Source organism: Shewanella sp. 38A_GOM-205m (assembly GCF_000518445.1).
Lineage (GTDB): Bacteria > Pseudomonadota > Gammaproteobacteria > Enterobacterales > Shewanellaceae > Shewanella > Shewanella algae.
The window spans coordinates 70,253-91,633 of sequence record NZ_KI912440.1; the positions used below are offsets into that span (position 1 = coordinate 70,253).

Here is a 21,381-nt window from a genome sequence, read left to right on the forward strand (position 1 = left end):
AGGTTACCGCGTGAAACGCCTCTTCATCAGTTTGTACCTGCTGATCAGCCTGAGTTTTCTCGGGCTGGGATGGACCCTCGATGCCCTCTGGCAGCAACACGATGACGAGGCGGAACTGTTGGCCGATGCGCCTTTGATGGCGATGGCGGCCATGCTGAAGCCCATGCCCCCCGAGCAGCGGCAACAGGCGATTGCCGCCGCCAATGTCAATGCCACTTACCCGCTGCGTCTGTTCAGTGCCGACAAGATAACCCTGGCAGACGATGGCGAGTTGGCTCCCGGTGAAGTCTTCACCACCCTGACCAACTCAGGTAGACAGATGCAGTTTATCCGTCTGGATCAACAGGTGCTGATGACAGGCCCGATAGATACAGACCCCAGAGCCAGTCTGCGCGGCCTGTTCACTTTGTTCTTCTATCTATCTCTGGCCGGGGTAGCCCTGGTTTGGGTCTGGCCGCTGTCACGGGATCTCAAGGTGCTGAAACAAGCCACCCAGGCACTTGGTCAGGCCAAATGGGATACCCGTATCAAGCTGTCGCCCCGCTCTCAGGTAAAACCCCTGGCGCACACCTTCAACGAGATGGCGCGGCATATCGGTGCTCTTATCGACAACCAGCGCCACCTGGCCAATGCTGTCTCCCACGAGATCCGCACTCCGCTGGCCAGGCTCAAGTTTGCCCTGGCGCTGATCCCCAACTATTGCCGTGAAGGCGCCGATGAAGCGGCCAGAGCCGACTTTATTGCTGGCATGACAGAAGATGTCAAAGAGATGGAGTCCTTGCTGCAGGAGATGCTCACCTACGCCAGCCTGGAGTCGGCCCAAACAGGGCTGAGACAGGAGAGCTGCGATCTCACCGCCCTCTGCCGCCAAGTGATAGACAGACTGCAGAGCCTGAGCCCGATTCCGATAACCCTGGATAGCTCCGTCGCCAAACAGCCCTTCACCTGTGAACCGGCCTTGATTGAAAGAGCACTGCAAAACCTGCTCACCAATGCCCAGCGCTTTGCCGAAAGCCAAATCCTGGTGACTCTGAATGAGGAAAAAGACAGGGTAACTATCGAGGTTAAAGACGATGGTGAAGGGATCCCAGAAGAGGAACAGCACAAGATTTTCGAGCCCTTTGTCCGCAGCGATACCTCACGCAACAGCAATAAAGGCTTTGGGTTGGGGCTGGCAATTATCAAGCGCATAGTCGAGCGCCATCACGGCGAAATCCTGCTGTTCAGCTGCCCCGGGGAAACCCGTTTTTGCATCAGCCTGCCCAAGCGGGAATTCAATCGAGACTGAAATCACTGAAGTCCAGAGGTTCGTCTTCGTCGCCTTTGGCATCAAAGTCCAGGCTGTGATTCAACTGCAACTCTTCCTCCTTGAGCTGTTCCCTGCGCGCCTTTATCTGCGCCAGCTGCCAGCGCCTTTTGCGCGCCTTGCACAGGCGAATGACATCCAATTTACGGGCATCGGAAAAGTTGAGCCAATCGAACCTCTCTTCGCGGTTCCGAAAACAACCTTTGCAATAGCCCTTGGCATCTGTCTGGCAGACACCGATACAGGGGCTGGGGATATCAAAAAAGACCAGTTGTTCCATAGGGGCGTAAATGCAGGCTCTCTCTGACGGCTGAACCTTAGGTATATCATCTCATTCTTAAAAAGGCGATTTTTTATCCACTTCTTGCACTGACGGCCGCTTTGGCACAAAGTCACAGGGTTAGGTATATCCCTTCACGGAGGACAAGCGATGAAATTCAGGACACTCTTGCTGCTGTTACCCCTGCTGCTGACAGCCTGCGCCCAGCAGCCGAAACAAGACTACGACCCAGGATACAGCTTCGCCAAGCTACAAAAGTTCACCCCCCTGCCGATTTCCAGCAGTGATGATCCCCTGAGCGCCGAGCGGATCAATCAGGCGATTGTCGACACGCTGAAAAGCAAACAATTTATCGAAGTCACCGAGTCGGCGGACTTCAAGGTTTCCTTTGCCTTTCGCACTACAGATAAGCCGAAAGACAAGGGCCTCTCCATCGGCCTTGGCAGCGGCACCTGGGGATCTGGCGGTGGCATAGGCGTGGGCACCAGTGTGGGTGTGCCTCTGGGAGCCGATGCCAAACTCCAGACCATACAAATCGATATCATAGAAGCGAGTAGCAACCGCCTCATCTGGCGCGGCAGCGATCAGTTCAGCTTCAGCGATGGCGGCGAAGGTAAGGCTCAGGCAACCCGGGAAACCGTGATACGGATCCTGAGCCAGTTTCCGCCTCAACCGTGAGCCATCACAGTGCGGCCGTTGGCCCATTGACGCAGGGCGTTGAGCTTTTCCGCCATCACCACAGATAAGGGGCGGGTCCGACTCAGGGCATCGAGCAGCCAGGCCTGATTGGCCTCCTGCCCCGCAGCCCTCGCAGCATAACGGGCGGAAATAACCGCCTGCTCTATCTCGGCGCCGGAGAAACCTTCACTGGCGCTTGCCAGACTCGCCAATTCCAGCGCGGCCGGATCGATATTGCGCTTGCGGCAGTGGATGCGAAAGATCTCCTCCCGGGTGGAGCTGTCCGGCAGGTCGACAAAAAATATCTCATCCAGGCGTCCCTTACGCAGCAACTCGGGGGGCAGCGCGCTGATATCGTTGGCAGTAGCCACCATAAAGACTTCGGACTTGCGCTCTGCCATCCAGGTCAGCAGGGTGCCGAGGATCCGCTTCGAAGTGCCTTCATCGCTGTTACTGCTGCCCAGCCCTTTTTCAATTTCATCTATCCAGAGTACGCAGGGCGCCATCAATTCGGCCATCTCCAGCGCTTTCTTGAGGTTGCGCTCCGTCTCGCCTATGTACTTATTGTAGAGTCCGGCCATATCCAGGCGCAGCAAAGGCCGCTGCCAGATACCGGCTACTGCCTTGGCCGCCAGGCTCTTGCCGCTGCCCTGCACCCCAAGCAGCATCACGCCCTTGGGCGTATCGAATGATTGCGCATCGCTGCCAAGGCGCCTGTGGTTCAGCCACTCCTTGAGTCTGGAAAGCCCGGCAACATCGGCAAAGTCACAGGTGTCGTACTCAAATTGCAGCACACCTTCCATATCCAAAAGCTCAAACTTGGCCTTGTTGACCACAGGAATATCCGAGTGGCACAAGGCGCCATCATCCCAGATGGCCTTACGGGCAAGACGGCGGGCATCGGCATGGCTCAGACCACGAAGATTACCGGCAAGTAGTGGGATCACGGCTTCATCGAGACGATTCAATACCCCTTTGGCTCGGGCCAGGCGCGCTTCCTCTATAATGAGGTTTTCCAACTGGGCCTGCCCTGGCATGGAGAGGGAGAAATGAGCGCAGTATCGGCTCAGTTCAGGGGGCACATCAAAGGCGTGGCTGACCATCACCAGGGTGTGCTGCAAGGTTTCGTGCTCAAGGGCAATCTCCTTGATCATTCTCACGTTACGCGGCGCCTCAACCACATAGGGGTGAAAGTCACAGAGCACATAGATCCCCTGCTGCTGGCTGGCCTTGATGTGCGCCAGAATATCGGTCGGTTCGGCATTGAATTTCTGCACCCCGACTTCCCTGTCCAGCCGCTTGAGCCCCTGGGTAACACTCCAGCCATACAGGGGCCGCATCAGCACACCGGCCACTCGTTTGAGCAGCTCCAGTACCCTGGGCTCCTCATACGTTTCAATTATCACCAAGGGCGTACCGCCCCTGAGCACCCCGGTTAAGTCTTTGACATCCTGCATTCTGGCTTCCCGCACGATAATAGCGGACTTAAGAATAACAAAGTTTCAACATCCGCCACAGCAGCGCAAGCAGTGATCCAGCGCACAATTTATCAAGCCTTCCGCCCAAGCCGATTGCCAAAGGGTAAACTAGCAAAAAAATCCGCTGCCACAGGCAGCTACAATAACCAAAGGTACCCACACTATGTTAGGCACTCCCCTTAGCCAAGGCGCCGTGCGCGCCATGATGCTCGGCTGCGGCGAACTGGGCAAAGAAGTTGCGATTGAACTGCAGCGCCTGGGCGTCGAAGTCATCGGCGTCGACCGCTACCCCAATGCCCCTGCCATGCAAGTCAGCCATCGTTTTCATGTGGTGAACATGCTTGATCCCGAGGCGCTGCGCGCCGTCATCGAGCTGGAAAAACCCCATCTGGTCATTCCGGAAATCGAAGCCATAGCCACAGCAACGCTGGCAAAGATGGAGGCCGAAGGTCTGAAGGTGGTGCCCACCGCCAGAGCCACCCAGTTGACCATGGACAGAGAAGGCATTCGCCGTCTGGCAGCTGAGACGCTGGGGCTCCCCACCTCGCCCTACGTCTTTTGCGACACAGAGACAGAATTCAATCAGGCGGTGGCCCAAATAGGTTTGCCCTGCGTGGTCAAGCCGGTGATGAGCTCATCGGGCAAGGGCCAGAGCGTGATCCGCGAGCAAGCCCAGATAGCCGCGGCCTGGGAGTATGCCCAGCAAGGTGGCCGCGCCGGTCAAGGCCGGGTGATAGTCGAAGGCTTTGTGCCTTTCGACTACGAAATCACCCTGCTCACCATAAGTGCAGTCAACGGCATTCATTTCTGTGCGCCTATAGGCCACAGGCAGGAAGACGGTGACTACCGCGAATCCTGGCAGCCACAGGCCATGAGCCAAATGGCCCTGGAAAAGGCGCAACAGATAGGCGCCAAAGTGGTTGAGGCGCTCGGTGGCCATGGTTTGTTTGGGGTAGAACTCTTTATCAAGGGCGATAAAGTCTACTTCTCTGAAGTCTCGCCTCGCCCACACGACACCGGCATGGTAACCCTGATAAGCCAGGATCTGTCCGAGTTTGCCCTGCACGTGCGTGCCATTCTCGGATTGCCGATCGCCAATATCCGCCAGCACGGCCCCAGCGCTTCGGCTGTGGTGCTCAAAGAAGGCGACTCAGACAACCTGCGTTACACAGGCCTTGCAGCAGCGCTGAGCGAAGCCGACACCCAGCTACGACTGTTCGGCAAGCCGGAGATCCATGGTCGCCGCCGTCTGGGTGTTGCCCTGGCAAGGGATCTGGATATTCAAAGCGCCATAGACAAGGCGCTACGCAGCGCCGCCAAAGTAGAAGTGATTTTTTAAAAGAGACCGCCATGAGCCAGCATTTTCAGGGTAAGTATGAAGTGGAACTCAAGTTCCGTTTGAATGAATCTTGCAGCAAACAACAACTGCTTGAGCGCATCAATGCCATGGAGCATGAGTGCATGTTTGCCGATAATCAGGAGGACGACTGCTACTTCGATACCCCGGATGGTCAACTGGCCGCGGCGGACAAGTCACTGTGCATCCGGGAGATGCAGCCATCCAACAATCTGCTGTGGATCCTCAAGGGCCCGGGAGCGGATTGCTGTGAAGCGGTCAATATCTCGGATGCCGCCAGGGCCCGCAGCATGCTCAGCGCCATGGGCTATGTGCCGGTGCAGCGGCTGCAAAAACGCCGCAGCATCTACTTTATCGGCAAGTGGCATATGACGCTGGACAGCCTGGCGGGGCTCGGCGATTTTGCCGAGCTGGCGATCATGACCGACGATAGCGATAAGCTGGAGCAGCTTCGCAGCGAACTTTGGCAACTGGCGGCCCGGTTCGGGCTGACCCAAGCCATGTTGGAATCCCGCTCCTATCGGCAACTGTGCAACAGTTAAACTCGGTTAATAGCGTCTAAACCTGGTTAACTGAGTCTCCGCCAATAAAGGCGCGCAGATTGTCCACAGCAATATCCAACAGCTTCTGCCTGGCTTCTATTGTCGCCCAGGCATTGTGCGGACTTATGCTGACGCCTTTGGCATTGAGTAAGGGGTTATCCGGCATAGGGGGTTCACTGGAGAGCACATCCACTCCGGCCCGCAACTTGCCCTGATTGAGTGCTGTGGCAAGCGCAGTTTCATCCACCAGCCCGCCACGGGCGGTATTGATCAAGATCACCCCGGGCTTTAACAGCTGCAGCGAGTCTTGATTGATCATCTTCTCGGTCGCCGCTGTCAGCGGGCAGTGCAGCGAGATCACATCGGCTTCACGATACAGCTGCTCCAGTGGCGCCCAGCTGATGCCTTCGGCCAGGTCATGGCGCTCAGTTCGGGTATGCAGCAGCACCCGCATCCCCAGCGCCCGGGCAATATTCGCCACTCGCGAGCCTATATCACCATAACCGACAATTCCCATCACCTTGCCCGAGAGTGACATCAGCGGTGACAGAGTAAAACAGAAGTCGGCGCACTGGCTCCAGGCCCCCGCCGCCACAGCCTGGTGGTGCTGCGCCACTTGTTGGGTGTGATACAAGAGATGGGCAAAGACCATCTGCGCCACAGCATCCGGACCATAGCCAGGCACATTGGTGACCGTGATGCCAAGGTCACCGGCGGCCTTTAAGTCAACCACATTGGTGCCCGTGGCAAGAATGCCTACGTACTTGAGTCCGGGCAGCGCCGCCAGTTGCTGCGCCCCAAGCACTGTCTTGTTGGTGAGCAGAATATCGGCGCCTTGGGCGCGCTGCAGCACAAGCTCAGCCGGGGTTCTGTCATAGACGTTAAGCTCCCCAAGCGCCTTGAGTGGCGACCAATCGAGATCGCCAGGATTGAGACAAAAGCCATCCAGAACCACTATTTTTAAGCTCATACTTACCTCTTTGTTACCCCACTCAGAAACGGTATCTTAACCCCAGATTGACCTGCCCCTGCCACAGAGTATCGCCCTTGATATGCCATAAGCACTGATTGGCATCGCAAAACAGGCTGCTGTCGCTGTTTATCAGGGTCGCATAGCCGCGCACATCGGCAAACAGGGATAGCTGCTCCAGCAGTTGATAATCCAGCCCCAGTCCAAGCCCCATGGAAAAACGGGTTTCGTTGCTGCCAAGCTCGGGACGCAATTGCGTCAAACCGGCGCTGGCGGTGACATAGGGCCGCAGCTTATCTTTGGGGAAATAGAGCGTGCCCCCCAGATGCAGATAATCGACGCTGAGATCCATCAGCTTGTCAGTGCCCGGGAAACCGCTGCCACTGAGCTCAGTGCCCTGATGGGAGTAAAGCAGATACATGTCACCCGGCTCTGACGTCGTCAGCCCCAACATAAAGCCAAAATGACCGGCCTCGGTAATATCCGCACTACTGTTGTTATTAACCGTGCTTTCGCTGGACCTATAGTCCAGATCATTGCCGCCAAAGCTGTAACCGCCGAACGGCGCAACAAACACTTCGGCCTGAGCCTGACCGCTCAGGGCCAAAAGCAAGGGGATTGAATAAGCAAGTTTCATGGCGCTCTCCTTGGGTGAACCCTCTTTAACAGCATGAGCCGACACCCAAGGGCGAGGCTCAGCGCATTCCTCTACTGCTCTTGACCCTGTCGTAAGCCGCCTGAATATCCTGAGCCTTACGTTTGGCCAACTCCATCATCTCTTCCGGTAAGCCCTTGGCTACCAACTTATCCGGATGGTGTTCATTCATCAATTTGCGATAGGCGCGTTTGATGTCCTGATCGCTGGCGGATTCTGACAGCCCCAAGACTTCATAGGCATCGGCAACCGATGGTCTGTGATCGCCGGGAGCTTGTTGAAAACGCAGCTCCGCTTGCCAACGCTTGAGCAGTTCATCGAGCTGAAAACTGCTGAATCCCAGCTCTCTGGCAATCACCTGCAGTATTGCATATTCCTTGTCCTGCAGTTCACCGTCAGACAGGGCAGTCTGGATTTGAATTTCCAGAAACATCTGCTGTACTTCCCGGCGACCAAAGGTGATGCGCCGAAAGCGGCGCAGGCTGGCTTCCAGTTCAAAGTCCGGCTCCTTGCCCTCGCGAAACGCCTGCTGGGCGTCTTTTCGTGCCGTGCCGCTGAGGCGCAGCATATCCATCAGACTGGTGGCCATGCGGATATCATTTTCGGTCACCCGCCCCGAGGCCTTGGCGATATGCCCCATAACGGCAAAAGTGGTGTTGAAAAACTGTGCCTGCCGACTGCCCCCCGGGAGGCCCTGAGAGGCCGCCATCCGCTTGTCATATAGATGCCCAAGCCAGATCCCCAGCAAGGCGCCGAAGAAACGCCCGAACATAAAGCCAATGACACCGCCGAAAAATTTACCCCAAATACGCATCTGTTATCCCATAGTGCGCCCGTGCTTGGCCGGGCCAATACTCAATCTTGAACTGTCTTGTCTTGCGTCCGCTTGCGGGCTCGTGGTTAAACAGTCCCTTTAGCCTGCCTAAGCTCCAGCTGTTGCAACCTGTCCAGTGTGCCGACATCACACCAGTAACCCGTGAAATGACTGCCACTGATAAGCCCCTGCGCCATCTTTTGCCGCAGCAGCGGCGCCAAGGCAAAATGTGTCTCTGCTACCCCATCGAATAACTCGGGGCGATATATTCCCACCCCGGAGAAAGTGTACCTGGGCGCGCCCCTGTCACTGACCCGCGAATAGCCGAATGTTTGCGGCAGCAAGGCGAAGTCTCCCTCGGGGTGCTGCGCCGGGTTATCCACCAGAAACAGGTGCGCCAGCGTATCGGCAGCCAAATTGGGCAGCTCAGGCATGACATCGATAAATACATCGCCGTTAATCACCAAAAAAGGCGCGTTTCCAAGTAGCGGCAGGGCCTTTTTGATCCCGCCGCCGGTTTCCAGCGCCTCAATCTCACGGCTGTAATGAATCGTCACGCCAAAACGGCTGCCGTCTCCCAGGCGTTCAATCAGTTTGTCTGCCTGCCAGGCGCAGTTGATCACCAACTCAGTCACGCCCATGGCGGCCAAACGTTCAATGTGATACTCAATCAATGGCTTACCGGCCACTGTCACCAGAGGTTTAGGCAGTTTGTCGGTCAAGGGGCGCAAACGCTCCCCTCTGCCGGCTGCCAGAATCATCGCCTTCATTGGTGCTCCTGTGCCTCTGCTTGTGGTCGGGACTGTGGTTTTGACTCTTGTTGAGTCAGTGGTAATAACCTCTGCCTGACCCAGGAGGAAAGCGCCTGCAACTGAGGATAACGCTCGCAGATATCGGCCACATAGCCGAGTGTAAGCGGTATATCCTTGAGATAACCTGACTTGCCATCTCTGTGGTGCAAACGGGCAAAGATACCCGCCGCCTTCAGGTGTCGCTGCACTCCCATGAGATCGAACCAGCGACTGAAGGTGGCATAATCAACATCTTTGCCAACCAACCCCAGCTCGCGACACTGTTCAAAGAAGGCTTTGAGCAACGGCTCGACTATCGCATCCGGCCAACGTATATAGCAATCTCTCAGCAGCGAGACTGCATCATAGGTCACAGGCCCCAACACGGCATCCTGAAAATCTATTACCCAAAGCTTACCGTCTTTAAGCATCAGATTACGGCTGTGAAAGTCCCTGTGCATGCCGACCTGGGGTTGCGCAAGCGCGCTGGCCGTCAAAATAGCAAAGCTTTCAGCCAACATAGTATGCTCAGCGGCTGTCAGGGAGACTTGCCAGTGTTTATCCAGCAGCCACTCGCTGAAAATCGCCAGCTCGCGTTCGACAAAGGCCGCATCATAGTCCGGCAAGGGGCCAAGTTCACTTTCCCGCACCGCCGCAATATCCTGCAAAATCGCCAGCGCCTTGAGATACCAATCACTCACATTGGTTTCGGTCAACTCGGGCAACAACAAGTTGTCGCCAAGGTCCTGCTGCAGAATAAAGCCCGCTTCCTCATTGAACTCAAGCACCTTGGGCACCCGAATGCCAGCTTGGTGATACGCCCGTGCCAAGGCAATAAAGGGCTTGTTATCCAATAAGTTGGGAGGTGAGTCCGTGACTATGTAATCACAACCATCGACATTGAGACGAAAATAACGCCGAAAGCTGGCATCACCGGAAATCAGCTTGGCTTGCAAGGGCTTACCGAAAAGTTGCTGCAACCAGCACGACATGGAAAGAAATCTGGGATCAGACAAGGTCATCTCATGGCTCTTGACGAAAAATTGCTTTATTATACCGAGGTAAAAAACAGGAAACAGCCAATAAATACAGAGTTTTTTATGGCTGCGTTGCCCGAGGCAGGATGCAACTTTTCCCTCCGAAACTTGTCCAGACAAAGAAATCTAAATAATTGACCTAAGATGCAGATCCGATATTTTCTGGCATTGAGCCTTTTACCTCCCCTGACGCTGGCTGAAACCCTTCCTCAGGAGGGCGGCAACAACGCTCAATGTGTTATCTTGCCTCCGGTTCCCTATCATCAGGATGGGGAAAGCAGCGGCCCTTTGGCCGATCAAAAAATACAGATCCATTCTGACGCCTCTTCGGCGCAATTGGGACGCGAGGCGACCTTCAAAGGCAATGTGACCTTTTCTCAGGCCGGGCGCAAAATTTCCGCCGAAAGAGCCACGGTCAACCAGCAGGAGCAGCAGCTAACCGCTCAGGGCAACCTGGTGTTTCAAGACCCGCTGTTTACCGTGACCGCCGACTCGCTGATGGCGCAGATGCGTTCCAACAACGCCACCCTGGAAGGCGCTCAGTACTGGCTCCACGGCCAGCAAGTGCACGGTGACGCCCAGAAACTGGAAATTACCCAGAACAACAACCTGGTATTGAACAACACCAACTTCACCACTTGCCCACCGGATAATGTCTCCTGGCTACTGGAAGCAGAGAAGATCAAAATCGACAGCAAGGAAGAGTGGGGGGAGATCTGGGATGCCAAACTCAGAATAGGTGGCGTGCCGGTATTCTATATTCCCTATATGACAGTGCCGGTTTCGGAGAAACGCAAGACAGGTTTCCTGTTCCCCAGCTTCAGTTCCAGCACCACCAACGGGATCGAAATCGCCACCCCGTTTTATTGGAACATAGCGCCTGAGTACGATCTGACCTTTACCCCGCACTATATGTCGTCGCGGGGCTTGTTTACCAAGACAGAATTCCGCTATCTGCTGGGCGATCCCGGCGACCGGCAAACGCCTACCGGCCAGTTCAACCTCGAATATCTGGGCAGCGATAACATGCTCGATGGCAGCCCCAACCGCTATATGTATCACTGGGAGCACAGCGATGCCCTGGATGAAAACTGGCGGGTGCTGGCCAACTATACCGATGTCTCGGACAACAACTACTTCAACGATCTCAAGTCCGATGTCAATCGCGCCACCGACAATCAGTTGTCCCGGGTTGGCGAAATCGCCTATTTCACCGACAACTGGGACTTCAGTGCCAGAGTGCAGGACATCAAGGTACTGGGCAAGGAAGAGCGTCCTTATCAGGTGATGCCACAGCTGAACTTCAACTACCGTACCCCAGGGGTGTGGGAAGGCCTGGATTTCAGCTTCGCCTCCGAGATAACCAACTTCCGTCATAAAGAAGATATTTACACCACCGCCAGCCGGGTACATATGGAGCCCAGCATTCGTCTGCCAATCCATGGCCCGGCGGGGTCGCTCACCAGTGAAGTCAAGCTGATGCAAACCAACTACTGGCAGCACAATATTCAGCAGCCCGAGTTGGATGACAGTGTCAGCCGTACCTTACCTCAGGTGAGGGTTCATGGTCAGATAAACTTCGAGCGTTATACCGAATACTTCAACCAGAACTACCGCCAGACGCTGGAGCCCCAGTTCCAATACCTGTATGTCGGCTATGAAGATCAATCCAATATCGGTCTCTACGACACGGGTGAACTGCAGCAGGACTATTTTGGTCTGTTCCGCGACCGCCGCTTCTCGGGTCTGGACCGTATCGCCGATGCCAACCAATTGACTCTGGGTTTGACCACCCGACTGTTTGATGAGCGTAACCTGGAGCAGCTGAAATTCAGCCTGGGCCAGATCATCTACTTCGACGACAGTAAGGTCAGCCTTTATGAGGATGAACTCACAGAGCAGCCGTCCACTTCGGTACTGGCCGCCGAGCTGGATGCCAGAATCTACAAAGACTGGTTTGTCAGCGGTGCTATTCAATACGACACCCGTTACAGCTCCAACAAGAAGAGTGAAGCAACCCTGGACTACCGCCCCGGCCCCAACAAGCTGTTGCAATTCAGCTATCGTTACGTGCCGGATCTGCTCAACAGCAACACTAATGACAGAGTGGATATCTCCCAGGCCGGTGTCCGTACCACCTGGCCAATTACCGACAGCCTCTATTTTGTCGGCAACTGGTATTACGACCTCAAAGAGGAACGTTCGGTGGAAACCTATACCGGCTTCCAGTACGAGTCATGCTGCTGGGCAGTGCGTCTGAGCTACCACTACCGTATTAAGACCAACTACGAGGACGACCTCAAGAATGCAATGCTCAACGAGCGTGAGATGTTCGAAACCGGCGTCTACCTCAACTTTGTGATCAAAGGCCTCGGCGGCTCAGGCCCACTGGGGGTCAGCGACATGCTGGATGAAGGTCTGTTCAACTACCGCAAACCACTTTATCTGAGGAATTAATCAAGATTTGTGGTAGATTGCTGAACCTCGGACGGGACAGAGAGTCCAATCTGGACAACCCAGGCCGCTGCCATCGGCGGCCAACGAAACGAAAATGTGGCAAGGATTTTGTGGATGAAACCCTGTAAGAAACTGATTTTTGGATTTTTTGCTCTAGTCATGAGCCAGGCTGCCCTGGCAGCACCACAGCTGCTGGATCGCGTTGCAGTGCAGATCAACGACGGCATAGTGCTGGAAAGCGAAGTCCAGAACATGGTCGACACTGTTAAGGCCAACGCCAAGGCCGCCGGCCAGAGTCTGCCTTCGGATCAGGCGCTGCGCACCCAGGTTATTGAGCGTTTGATCCTCACCCGTCTGCAACTGCAGATGGCCGACCGTATCGGCCTGCATATCGGGGATCTGCAGCTGGACCAAACCATAGAAAACATTGCCAAGCAACAGAACATGACTGTCGCTCAGATGCGCGCCGAAATTGAAGCCGATGGCAGCAGCTTCAGCCAATACCGCGAGCAACTGCGTGAAGAAGTAACCATAGGCGAGATCCAGCGTATTCAAGTACAGCGCCGAATTCAGGTTTCACCCCAGGAGATCAATAACCTGGTGAAGCTGATCAAGGAACAGGGCCTGAAAGACGTGGAATACCAGGTTGGCCACATTCTGATTGAAGTGCCTTCCAACCCCACTTCAGAGCAACTGGAAGGAGCCAGCAAGCGTGCCAATGCCGTGCTGGAGCGCCTGAAATCCGGTGCCGACTTCCGTGAAACCGCCATTGCTTCTTCCGCCGGTCCCAAGGCGCTGGAAGGCGGTATCTGGGATTACATGAACATCAATGAGATGCCTACCCTGTTTGCCGAAGTGATCACAGATGCCAAGAAAGGCGACATCATAGGCCCTATCAAGAGTGGTGCCGGTTTCCATATCATCAAGATCATGGACGCCCGCGGCCTGCAGACCAAAGAAGTTGAGGAAGTCAGAGCCCGCCATATCCTGCTCAAGCCGTCACCGATTCTGTCTGAAGACAGAGCCAAGGCGATGCTGCAACAGTTCCTCAAACAGATCCGCAGCGGTGAAGCCAAGTTTGAAGATCTGGCGCGCCAGTACTCGGAAGATCCCGGTAGTGCCACCAAAGGCGGTGAGCTGGGTTGGGCCGATCCCGGCATTTATGTGCCCGAGTTCGCCCAGACACTCAACAGCCTGAAGCAGGGTGAAATCAGTGAGCCGTTCCGTTCAACTCATGGCTGGCACATCACTCAGCTGGAAGAGAGACGCAAAACAGATGCCACAGATCAGTTCAACACCAACCGTGCGCATCAGTTGATCTTCCGCCGCAAATTCAACGAAGAGTTACAAAACTGGCTGGACGAAATGCGGGCCGACGCATACATTGAACTCTTCGACCCAGAAACTGACAGAGGTTAAGTCGCTTGGACATTAAACGTATTGCCATTACCCCCGGAGAGCCTGCCGGCATAGGTCCGGATCTGGTAGTACAGCTGGCGCAGCGCGACTGGCCGGCCGAGCTGGTCGTGTGCGCGGATCCTGCCTTGTTGCAGGCGCGCGCCAAGATGCTGGGGCTCAGTCTCCAGCTCAAGCCTTATCAGCCAAGCCAAGCGGCCAAGCCACAGCAAGCCGGTAGTTTGACCATAGTGCCCTTCCCCATGGCTTGTGAGCCTCGCTGCGGCGTGCTCAATGAGCAAAACAGCGCCTATGTGGTCGACACTCTGCGTTATGCGGGTGAGAAGAATATGAACGGCGAGTTTGATGCCGTGGTGACAGGTCCGGTACACAAGGGCATTATCAATCAGGCCGGGATCCCCTTCTCCGGCCATACCGAATTCTTCGCCCATCAGGCCGGTTGTCAGGATGTGGTGATGATGCTCGCCTGCCCCGGTCTGCAGGTAGCCCTGGTGACCACTCACATTCCACTGGCTTACGTTTCCAAGGCGATCACCCGTGAACGCCTGCATCAGATCATCAGGATACTGCACCAGGATCTGGTGAATAAGTTTGCCCTGGACAACCCCAAGATTTATGTCTGTGGCCTCAACCCCCATGCCGGTGAAGATGGCCACCTGGGACGGGAAGAGCTGGATGTAATCATCCCGGCGCTGAACGAGCTCAGAGAGCAGGAACAGATGCGTATCATAGGCCCTCTGCCTGCCGATACCCTGTTCCAACCCAAGTATCTGCAAGACGCCGATGTGGTGCTGGCCATGTACCACGACCAGGGCCTGCCTGTGCTCAAGTCACAGGGCTTTGGCAAGTCGGTAAACATCACTCTGGGCCTGCCCTATATCCGCACTTCGGTGGATCACGGCACGGCGCTGGAACTCGCAGGCACAGGCAAGGCCGATATCGGCAGCTTCGTCTGTGCACTCAACAAGGCCATAGAACTGGCCGGCAAAAACTGATCCAACTGAGTATCAATGAGCAATAAAGTACACTTAGGCCATACCGCCAGAAAACGTTTCGGACAAAACTTCCTGACCGATGACAATGTGATCAACCGTATTGTGGCGGCTATCGCCCCGGATAATGAGCATGTCATGGTCGAAATCGGCCCGGGTCTGGCGGCCCTGACCGAACCTGTGGCCAGTGCCATAGACAAGCTGACCGTGGTCGAGCTGGACAGAGATCTGGTAGAACGCCTGAAGCAGCATCCTGTGCTGAAAGACAAGCTGGAAATTCATCAGGGCGATGCCCTGCAGTTTGACTTCAACAAACTCATGGTCGAGGGCAAGAAGCTCAAGGTCTTTGGTAACCTGCCATACAATATCTCCACGCCGCTGATGTTCCATCTGTTCGAATATGCCGAGCAGATCACCAACATGCACTTTATGTTGCAAAAAGAGGTGGTGTTGCGGCTTTCAGCCAGCCCGGGCAGCAAGGCCTATGGCCGCCTGACTGTCATGGCCCAATACTATTGCCAGGTAGTGCCGGTACTGGAAGTGCCTCCGGGCAGCTTCACGCCGCCACCTAAGGTCGATTCCGCCGTGGTGCGTCTGGTACCCTATGAAACCAAACCCTGGCCGGCCAAAGACGTTGCCATGCTCGGCAAAGTAACCAGCACCGCCTTCAACATGCGCCGCAAGACCCTGAGAAATAACCTCAAGGGGCTGCTTGGTGATGCCGATTATGAGACCCTGGGAATCGATCCCGGCCTCAGACCCGAGCAGATTAGTGTCGAGCAGTATGTTGCCATCGCCAACTTGCTGAGCGACCGTCAGGCGTAACATCCGGACGCCGGGCGGCGTCCTTCCTTTCCATCAGAGATTTTGGCCAGGAACTTAAGATGAATCCCCAGAAAAGCCGTATCAGAGTCGAGGTACAGACCCAGTACATAGAACACCAGTCTGCGCCGGATGAAGACAAGTATCTTTTCAGTTACACCATCACCATTATCAATCTGGGTGATGAGGCGGCGACCCTCAAGAGTCGCCACTGGGTGATCACAGATGGCAATGGCCAACAGAGCGAGGTTCAGGGCGCCGGTGTCGTCGGTGAAACCCCGAGGATCAAGCCCAATACTGCCTACCAATACAGCAGCGGTACAGTGCTGGAAACGCCGCTGGGCTTTATGGAAGGCCGTTACCTGATGGAAACCGATGCGGGCGAGAGTTTCTACGCCCAGATCCCTCCTTTCCGCCTGGCCGTACCCGGCCAGGTACACTGATGGGCAGATAACAGTGGCTCACTATTTTGTCGGCGATATTCAGGGCTGTTTCAACGAGTTGCAACGCCTGCTGGAGAAAGTCGATTTCAATCCCTCCAAGGACGAGCTTTGGGCGGTCGGCGATCTGGTCGCCCGCGGTCCGGATTCTCTCTCGACCTTGAGATTCTTCCGCGCTCTCGGCGATTCGGCCAAGTCGGTACTGGGTAACCATGATCTGCACCTGCTGGCGGTCAAGGCCGGGCTCAAACGGGTCAAACCCAGCGACAAGCTGCAACCACTGTTGGAAGCCGCTGATATCGACAGCCTCATCGACTGGGTTAGAACCCAGCCCCTGATGCGCGAACTGCCTGAGCACAAACTCATCATGACCCATGCGGGCGTGCCGCCCCAGTGGGATATCCAAACCTTACGCCAGGAAGCGGACGCCGTCAGCCAGGCATTGCAAAGAGCCGACTATTTAGACAGTCTCATCGCCAGGATGTACACAGAAGAGCCGGAAGACTGGTCCGGTGAGCTCAGCGGCCTGCCCAGACTCAGGTACTGTATCAACGGCCTGACCCGGATGCGTTACCTCTATCTCGACGGCACGCTGGATTTCAGCTGCAAGGTGCCGCCGGCCAAATGTGAAGACCCCAATCTCAAACCCTGGTTTTTATTCCCATCCAACACCGCTGACTACACCCGGGTCTTTGGCCATTGGGCCGCCCTGATGGGCAAGGTCCAAGGCGAAAGACTGCAGGCGCTGGACACCGGCTGTTGCTGGGGAGAATACCTGACACTCTGGCACCTGGAATCAGATCAAAAAATTACCCAACCTAGGTTAAAAAAAGGTTAAACTTAGCGGACGTCGGCCGATAACCATCTGGTAACGTGCCCATGAAAACTAAAAGATTTTTCCCAAGAGAAAAACCATAACCTTTTCCGGAGTAGCCTATGAAGTTGAATGTAGCGACCCGAGTCATAGCAGGGTTTGCCATAGTCACCCTGCTATTGATCCTGCTTGGTGCTGTTTCCTGGTTCACCAACAATGAGCTGAAAAACACCACCGAAGTTCTACAGCAACTGAGTATCCCGGCACTCAAATCAACCGGCGAGCTGGGCGAAACCCTCAGCGAACAGCAAAGGTTGGTTCTGGTGGGTTACCATGTCACCAAGGCCAATAAACTCCCGCCTATCCAACAGCAGTTTGCCAGTCAAAAGCAAAACTTCAAGGCGCAATTTGCCAGTCTGTCAAAGCTGGTACAGCACGAGCCCGGGCTCAAAGAGATCCTGCCCCAGGTAGAGCGTAATTATCAGGCCTTTATCAACACCAGCGAACGCATGATGGCCGACCACCTCAGCGCCCTGGAGCAACAGGAAAGCCTCAATAAACAGCGGGATCAGCTGGAAACAACCGCTGATGATGCTGCCAGTCTGCTGCTTGATCTGATGGATCTGGAACAGAGCCAGGACACAACTGAGCGGGAGATTGCCGCTTCCGCCGCCGCTCTGGACAGCAATGTCACCAATGTGATCAGCACTGTTTACGATCTGGTCGCCACCGAAGAGCGCAGCAAGTACGAAATCATAGTCAAAGAACTTAGCTATATCATCAATGAAGCCGAGGCCAAGCTGGAGTACATCAGTCGCCACGGCGCCGGTGTCATCGATGCCGATGTACTCAACGAAATGAACAACGAGCTTGGCAAACTCAGCCAACATCTTAAGGGCAAAAACTCCATTCAGGCCCAGAAAGCGACCCAACTTGAGCTCAAAGCCAGTACTCAAGTGGCGCTGAATCAAGTGGAAACCGACAAGAAGAACGTCAATCAGGCAATGGGGGCTCTTTCCGGTGCCATCGAAACCCTGACCAACGAGATTAACGCCAAAACCCTGGCCAGTATCGACTCGGCCAGTATGCAGACTCTATTGGTGGTACTGGTGGCGATAGTGGTTGCCATAGCTGTGAGTATTGCCGTGGTGAAACCACTGACCGCCTCACTCAACCGTATCAATCAGGCATTGAACATCCTAGCTTCCGGTGACTTGACCCATAAGCTGGATGACTCTGGTCAGGATGAGTTTGCTGAGCTTTCCCGCAACTGCAACCGCCTTATCGACAGCCTCAGAGGTCTTATTCGCGGCATTTTGGATAGATCCAACCAATTGGCAGCCGCTGCCGAACAAACCTCGGCGGTCACCTCACAAACCACTATCGGGATCCAGGAGCAGAAGAGCCAGGTGGATCAAGTGGCCACGGCTACTACAGAGCTGAGCTCCAGTGCCCAGCAGGTATCCCACAGCGCCGACCACGCCCTGAACCAGATTAAACAGGCCGATGAAGAAGCCCAGCATATGCGGATGATTGCCGAAGAAAACCGCCGCACCATAGAAGCGCTGGCCGAAGAAGTCGCCAAGGCGGGGCAAGTGATCAACAAGGTGCATTCCGACAGTGATGCCATAGGCTCGATTCTGGATGTTATTCGCGGCATTGCCGAACAGACTAATCTACTGGCACTCAACGCCGCCATCGAGGCCGCCAGGGCCGGTGAACAGGGACGCGGCTTTGCCGTTGTGGCTGATGAGGTACGCAACCTCGCCTCCCGCACCCAGGAGTCGACCCAGGAGATCCAGCAGATGATCCAGGTGCTGCAAACCGGCACCCAAGAGGCGGTCGCTGTCATGGAACAGGGCCGCGCCCAGGCCAACTCCTGCGTCGCCAAGACAGAGCAAGCCAATCAGGCTCTGGAAGCCATCAGCGAATCTGTTCATCAGGCCTTCGATGCGGGAACCCAAATCGCCAACGCCGCTCAGGAGCAAAACTTGGTCAGCCAGCAGGTTTCAGAAAAACTGGAACATATTGCGCTGATATCGGAAGAAACCGCCTCAGGCGCAGATCAGACCGCCCAATCCAGCCACCAGGTAGCGCAACTCGCCGAAGAGTTGCAGGCTTCGGTTGGCGAGTTCAAAGTCTAATCTTAAAACCATCGGCCGTCTCCCCCAGGAGGTTTTGTCGCGGGGACGACGGCCGACATAGCTTTCAGCCAAATAACATTGATTGGGCTTCCGGCGAGGGAGGTTCCTCATTGCCTGCTGCAGGGATAATGCAGTGAAGAACAGGATGAACGCTGCAAGCAAGGGTCAGGCTAAAATACGGAACGAAGTGACAGGATCCAGCATTTAATTGTCCCGCTGACTTGATTTATTCTGTGAACGTTATTCACATACCATAGTTGCCTGTTGCTTACATTTTGAGAGTGACTCTGCTTCTGAACTACCACCCATACAAAAATCCAACCTTAACAACTTTTCTTCACTTACTGGCGTTTTGTCCTCTGCTAGCTTCCAATGCCAGTCTTTAATTACGTCAGTTGCTGGCTTTGAAATGGTCTTTTTAGGCACAGAGCTTATGAGAGTGATACTCTCGGTTGAACCGTTTTTATCGACTGTGACCTTAAATACTCCGCAACCAGCTACACCTTTCATTGCTAACTCAACGGGATAGCGAGGCATGAATTCCTTGTCTCGAAGCCAAGTGCTTTCCGTTTTTGTTGGTTCCAAATAGGTTAATTCTACAGAGGCATAGTTACTGGCAGCGAGTGTTCCAGTAGACAAAAAACAGATGGTGAAAAGTAAATTTTTGTAGTTCATAAAACCTTCCTTAGTGAGTTCACATAAAGGCAAAAACAGCGGTGCGCTCAACCCTCAGGGCAATGCTACCTTTGCTTGTTATGTTTATTTGGTTGCAGACCATGTAACGTTACTTTCTTTAATACCAAGACCCTGTTTGAATTTGACAGGAAACTCTAGGCTAGGTTTGCCAGCCCAGCCACGCTCTAAATAGAGATTGTAACCATCGCCATTCTGCTCGTATCGAACGGCTGAAAGCCATATTCCATCCCAATCCCCTAAGAACTCTAAATCTTTCAGGCTTTTGGGGTATACACCATTTCTAAGTTTATGAAGCTCAATTATTGACACCGCGGAAACGAAGTTTTGTGTTCCAAACTTTTCATCCGCGCCCGGTACTTCAAAGTCACATCCGCTCAGGAAACCAACAAGTACAATAATCGCGATTAATTTCTGCATTAATTAGAGTTCCTTCGATGGATTTTAAACATAACGCTTTAAACAGCGAAAAACACACGCGTTTAGGCCGCTTTTTGGCCTGCGGGTGGTTTTCCGATGATTTAACTTGTTATAAGGCAAAGTTGAATACCAAGTACAAAATGAAAAAAAGTATTCCCCATAGTGCCTGCTTAAAAGCCATTTTTGTACCAGTGATTAGCGGAACAAGCTCTGTTCGATACAACGAGTAATTCTCAGGCTTCCCAAACAACATCCCAAAGTACTGATCGAAGTAACTTAGTTGATTGCCTATTTCTCGCACAAACTTCCTATTTCCTCCGTGAGCTTTTTGGGTCAGTTCATGTAACTTCAGGCACGCCCTGAACCATAGATAGAAGACTACTGAAAATAGGGACATAAAGATGATCTCAGTCACTTAAGCTTGCCTTATAGACATAATTATTCCCTGTGCAGGTGTCGGCCTCCGTGTTTTTTCGTGGAGTTAGTTAAACCAGAGCCACACTGTTTGTTGCTCCAATAGGCAAACAATCACAGGAGGCCGACATGTCTAAAGCTAACACACTTTTTATCGGGTTGGACGTACACAAGGAGACCACTGACGTGGCCTGGATTTCTGATAAGTCTGCTAAGACCGTGCATTACCATGACCTTTCCCCGAGATTAGTACCAATCTCTTGATGAGATTTTCCAGCTTATGCTGCTTGCTTGGCATACGCAACAGGCGGCATATAGTTCAGTGAACTATGAGGGCGAACATGGTTGTAGTGTTCACGCCACAGCTCGATTTCGTATCTGGCCTCGTCCAAGGTTCTGAACCAATGCTGATTCAGACATTCATTCCGGAATTTGCCATTCAGGCTTTCCACAAAGGCATTTTGCGTCGGCTTTCCTGGTTGGATAAAGCCCAGTGTGACACCCGTTCCCTTACTCCAGAAAAACATTGCCTTGCTGGTAAATTCTGTCCCATTGTCGCAAGTAACCTTCTTGGGTTTGCCTCGCTCTTCCATCAATTGGTCCAAGAATCTGGCGACCTGCCTACCACTAATGGCCACAGAGACTAATTGACCGACCATTTCCCGCGAATAATCATCCACGACATTCAGTACCCGAAAGCGACGACCATTGCTGAGTTGGTCTGACACAAAGTCCATAGACCAACGTTGATTGGGGGCTGTTGGCACCTCCATGGGCTGCCTTGGCCGGGTTAGCTTCTTGCGCTTCTTCGTCCTGACCTGCAAGCCTTCCTCCGTGTAGAGCCGATAGGTTCGTTTGCGG

21 protein-coding genes are annotated in these 21,381 nt (G+C 54.3%); 11 read left to right on the forward strand and 10 right to left on the reverse strand.

The window, feature by feature from the left end:
* The first annotated feature begins 10 nt into the window (after positions 1 to 10).
* Positions 11 to 1,288 carry an ATP-binding protein gene (locus N512_RS0121280; RefSeq protein WP_028781618.1) on the forward strand — a complete coding sequence of 426 codons (1,278 nt, stop codon included), beginning with the start codon at positions 11 to 13 and terminating at the stop codon, positions 1,286 to 1,288.
* On the opposite strand, the gene N512_RS0121285 is transcribed toward N512_RS0121280, so the two are convergent.
* A complete protein-coding gene (locus tag N512_RS0121285; protein ID WP_025011380.1) occupies positions 1,275 to 1,586 on the reverse strand; it encodes a DUF1289 domain-containing protein in 312 nt (103 codons plus the stop codon). The two genes, N512_RS0121280 and N512_RS0121285, sit on opposite strands and share 14 nt — an antisense overlap.
* A 150-nt stretch (positions 1,587 to 1,736) precedes the next feature.
* On the opposite strand from N512_RS0121285, the gene N512_RS0121290 reads away from it, so the two are divergent.
* Positions 1,737 to 2,264, forward strand: coding sequence for a DUF4136 domain-containing protein (locus N512_RS0121290; protein ID WP_028781619.1), 528 nt, complete (start codon positions 1,737 to 1,739; stop codon positions 2,262 to 2,264).
* Here the strand turns inward: N512_RS0121290 and N512_RS0121295 are convergent.
* Positions 2,255 to 3,721 carry an AAA family ATPase gene (locus N512_RS0121295; RefSeq protein WP_028781620.1) on the reverse strand — a complete coding sequence of 489 codons (1,467 nt, stop codon included), beginning with the start codon at positions 3,719 to 3,721 and terminating at the stop codon, positions 2,255 to 2,257. The two genes, N512_RS0121290 and N512_RS0121295, sit on opposite strands and share 10 nt — an antisense overlap.
* A gap of 184 nt (positions 3,722 to 3,905) precedes the next feature.
* Here N512_RS0121295 and purT point away from each other — a divergent pair, with 184 nt between their 5' ends.
* Both purT and cyaB read left to right on the forward strand, forming a co-directional pair.
* Positions 3,906 to 5,081 carry a formate-dependent phosphoribosylglycinamide formyltransferase gene (gene purT / locus N512_RS0121300; RefSeq protein WP_028781621.1) on the forward strand — a complete coding sequence of 392 codons (1,176 nt, stop codon included), beginning with the start codon at positions 3,906 to 3,908 and terminating at the stop codon, positions 5,079 to 5,081.
* An 11-nt stretch (positions 5,082 to 5,092) separates the two neighbouring features.
* Positions 5,093 to 5,641, forward strand: a complete 549-nt coding sequence (gene cyaB, locus N512_RS0121305; RefSeq protein WP_025011377.1) for a class IV adenylate cyclase — start codon at positions 5,093 to 5,095, stop codon at positions 5,639 to 5,641.
* 16 nt (positions 5,642 to 5,657) lie between these two features.
* Here cyaB and N512_RS0121310 read toward each other — a convergent pair whose 3' ends face one another.
* From N512_RS0121310 to N512_RS0121330, 5 genes are all read right to left on the reverse strand, one after another.
* Positions 5,658 to 6,611 carry a D-2-hydroxyacid dehydrogenase gene (locus N512_RS0121310; RefSeq protein ID WP_028781622.1) on the reverse strand — a complete coding sequence of 318 codons (954 nt, stop codon included), beginning with the start codon at positions 6,609 to 6,611 and terminating at the stop codon, positions 5,658 to 5,660.
* 22 nt (positions 6,612 to 6,633) lie between these two features.
* Entirely contained in the window at positions 6,634 to 7,248 is a 615-nt protein-coding gene (locus N512_RS0121315) for an outer membrane beta-barrel protein (RefSeq protein WP_028781623.1), read from the reverse strand.
* A 58-nt stretch (positions 7,249 to 7,306) separates the two neighbouring features.
* The gene (gene djlA / locus N512_RS0121320; protein ID WP_028781624.1) at positions 7,307 to 8,080 is read right to left on the reverse strand and encodes a co-chaperone DjlA; all 774 of its coding nucleotides are present in this window, start codon (positions 8,078 to 8,080) and stop codon (positions 7,307 to 7,309) included.
* Between the two features lie 86 nt (positions 8,081 to 8,166).
* Complete coding sequence (murU, locus tag N512_RS0121325; protein WP_028781625.1) at positions 8,167 to 8,850, reverse strand: N-acetylmuramate alpha-1-phosphate uridylyltransferase MurU; 684 nt, start codon at positions 8,848 to 8,850, stop codon at positions 8,167 to 8,169.
* Positions 8,847 to 9,893, reverse strand: coding sequence for an aminoglycoside phosphotransferase family protein (locus tag N512_RS0121330; RefSeq protein WP_051472916.1), 1,047 nt, complete (start codon positions 9,891 to 9,893; stop codon positions 8,847 to 8,849). Before N512_RS0121330 ends, murU begins: the two co-directional genes overlap by 4 nt.
* Positions 9,894 to 10,052: 159 nt before the next feature.
* Between N512_RS0121330 and lptD the strand changes: the two genes are divergently transcribed.
* The 7 genes from lptD to N512_RS0121365 all read left to right on the forward strand — a co-directional run bounded on the left by lptD (position 10,053) and on the right by N512_RS0121365 (position 18,993).
* The gene (lptD, locus tag N512_RS0121335) at positions 10,053 to 12,365 is read left to right on the forward strand and encodes an LPS assembly protein LptD (protein ID WP_028781627.1); all 2,313 of its coding nucleotides are present in this window, start codon (positions 10,053 to 10,055) and stop codon (positions 12,363 to 12,365) included.
* Between the two features lie 114 nt (positions 12,366 to 12,479).
* A complete protein-coding gene (gene surA / locus N512_RS0121340; protein ID WP_028781628.1) occupies positions 12,480 to 13,784 on the forward strand; it encodes a peptidylprolyl isomerase SurA in 1,305 nt (434 codons plus the stop codon).
* Positions 13,785 to 13,789: 5 nt separating this feature from the next.
* Positions 13,790 to 14,776, forward strand: coding sequence for a 4-hydroxythreonine-4-phosphate dehydrogenase PdxA (gene pdxA / locus N512_RS0121345; protein WP_025889251.1), 987 nt, complete (start codon positions 13,790 to 13,792; stop codon positions 14,774 to 14,776).
* A 15-nt stretch (positions 14,777 to 14,791) separates the two neighbouring features.
* The gene (rsmA, locus tag N512_RS0121350; RefSeq protein WP_025889249.1) at positions 14,792 to 15,598 is read left to right on the forward strand and encodes a 16S rRNA (adenine(1518)-N(6)/adenine(1519)-N(6))-dimethyltransferase RsmA; all 807 of its coding nucleotides are present in this window, start codon (positions 14,792 to 14,794) and stop codon (positions 15,596 to 15,598) included.
* 59 nt (positions 15,599 to 15,657) lie between these two features.
* The gene (gene apaG, locus N512_RS0121355; protein ID WP_025011370.1) at positions 15,658 to 16,038 is read left to right on the forward strand and encodes a Co2+/Mg2+ efflux protein ApaG; all 381 of its coding nucleotides are present in this window, start codon (positions 15,658 to 15,660) and stop codon (positions 16,036 to 16,038) included.
* 13 nt (positions 16,039 to 16,051) lie between these two features.
* Entirely contained in the window at positions 16,052 to 16,873 is an 822-nt protein-coding gene (locus N512_RS0121360) for a symmetrical bis(5'-nucleosyl)-tetraphosphatase (protein ID WP_028781629.1), read from the forward strand.
* A gap of 98 nt (positions 16,874 to 16,971) precedes the next feature.
* Complete coding sequence (locus N512_RS0121365; protein WP_028781630.1) at positions 16,972 to 18,993, forward strand: methyl-accepting chemotaxis protein; 2,022 nt, start codon at positions 16,972 to 16,974, stop codon at positions 18,991 to 18,993.
* A 240-nt stretch (positions 18,994 to 19,233) separates the two neighbouring features.
* Here the strand turns inward: N512_RS0121365 and N512_RS0121370 are convergent, their stop codons facing one another.
* The 3 genes from N512_RS0121370 to N512_RS0121390 all read right to left on the reverse strand — a co-directional run.
* The gene (locus tag N512_RS0121370; protein ID WP_028781631.1) at positions 19,234 to 19,668 is read right to left on the reverse strand and encodes an energy transducer TonB; all 435 of its coding nucleotides are present in this window, start codon (positions 19,666 to 19,668) and stop codon (positions 19,234 to 19,236) included.
* Positions 19,669 to 19,752: 84 nt separating this feature from the next.
* Positions 19,753 to 20,106 carry a hypothetical protein gene (locus N512_RS0121375; protein ID WP_028781632.1) on the reverse strand — a complete coding sequence of 118 codons (354 nt, stop codon included), beginning with the start codon at positions 20,104 to 20,106 and terminating at the stop codon, positions 19,753 to 19,755.
* A gap of 692 nt (positions 20,107 to 20,798) precedes the next feature.
* On the reverse strand, positions 20,799 to 21,381 hold a 583-nt coding region (locus tag N512_RS0121390; RefSeq protein ID WP_028781634.1), incomplete at its 5' end, for an IS3 family transposase.

Coding starts and splice junctions, on each gene's coding strand:
- N512_RS0121315 (WP_028781623.1), bottom strand. CDS start 7,248: ATGAAACTTGCTTATTCAATCCCCTTGCTTTTGGCCCTGAGCGGTCAG.
- rsmA (WP_025889249.1), top strand. CDS start 14,792: ATGAGCAATAAAGTACACTTAGGCCATACCGCCAGAAAACGTTTCGGA.
- N512_RS0121375 (WP_028781632.1), bottom strand. CDS start 20,106: ATGCAGAAATTAATCGCGATTATTGTACTTGTTGGTTTCCTGAGCGGA.
- N512_RS0121285 (WP_025011380.1), bottom strand. CDS start 1,586: ATGGAACAACTGGTCTTTTTTGATATCCCCAGCCCCTGTATCGGTGTC.
- murU (WP_028781625.1), bottom strand. CDS start 8,850: ATGAAGGCGATGATTCTGGCAGCCGGCAGAGGGGAGCGTTTGCGCCCC.
- N512_RS0121365 (WP_028781630.1), top strand. CDS start 16,972: ATGAAGTTGAATGTAGCGACCCGAGTCATAGCAGGGTTTGCCATAGTC.
- surA (WP_028781628.1), top strand. CDS start 12,480: ATGAAACCCTGTAAGAAACTGATTTTTGGATTTTTTGCTCTAGTCATG.
- N512_RS0121295 (WP_028781620.1), bottom strand. CDS start 3,721: ATGCAGGATGTCAAAGACTTAACCGGGGTGCTCAGGGGCGGTACGCCC.
- N512_RS0121310 (WP_028781622.1), bottom strand. CDS start 6,611: ATGAGCTTAAAAATAGTGGTTCTGGATGGCTTTTGTCTCAATCCTGGC.
- apaG (WP_025011370.1), top strand. CDS start 15,658: ATGAATCCCCAGAAAAGCCGTATCAGAGTCGAGGTACAGACCCAGTAC.
- N512_RS0121290 (WP_028781619.1), top strand. CDS start 1,737: ATGAAATTCAGGACACTCTTGCTGCTGTTACCCCTGCTGCTGACAGCC.
- N512_RS0121330 (WP_051472916.1), bottom strand. CDS start 9,893: ATGACCTTGTCTGATCCCAGATTTCTTTCCATGTCGTGCTGGTTGCAG.
- djlA (WP_028781624.1), bottom strand. CDS start 8,080: ATGCGTATTTGGGGTAAATTTTTCGGCGGTGTCATTGGCTTTATGTTC.
- purT (WP_028781621.1), top strand. CDS start 3,906: ATGTTAGGCACTCCCCTTAGCCAAGGCGCCGTGCGCGCCATGATGCTC.
- N512_RS0121370 (WP_028781631.1), bottom strand. CDS start 19,668: ATGAACTACAAAAATTTACTTTTCACCATCTGTTTTTTGTCTACTGGA.
- cyaB (WP_025011377.1), top strand. CDS start 5,093: ATGAGCCAGCATTTTCAGGGTAAGTATGAAGTGGAACTCAAGTTCCGT.
- lptD (WP_028781627.1), top strand. CDS start 10,053: ATGCAGATCCGATATTTTCTGGCATTGAGCCTTTTACCTCCCCTGACG.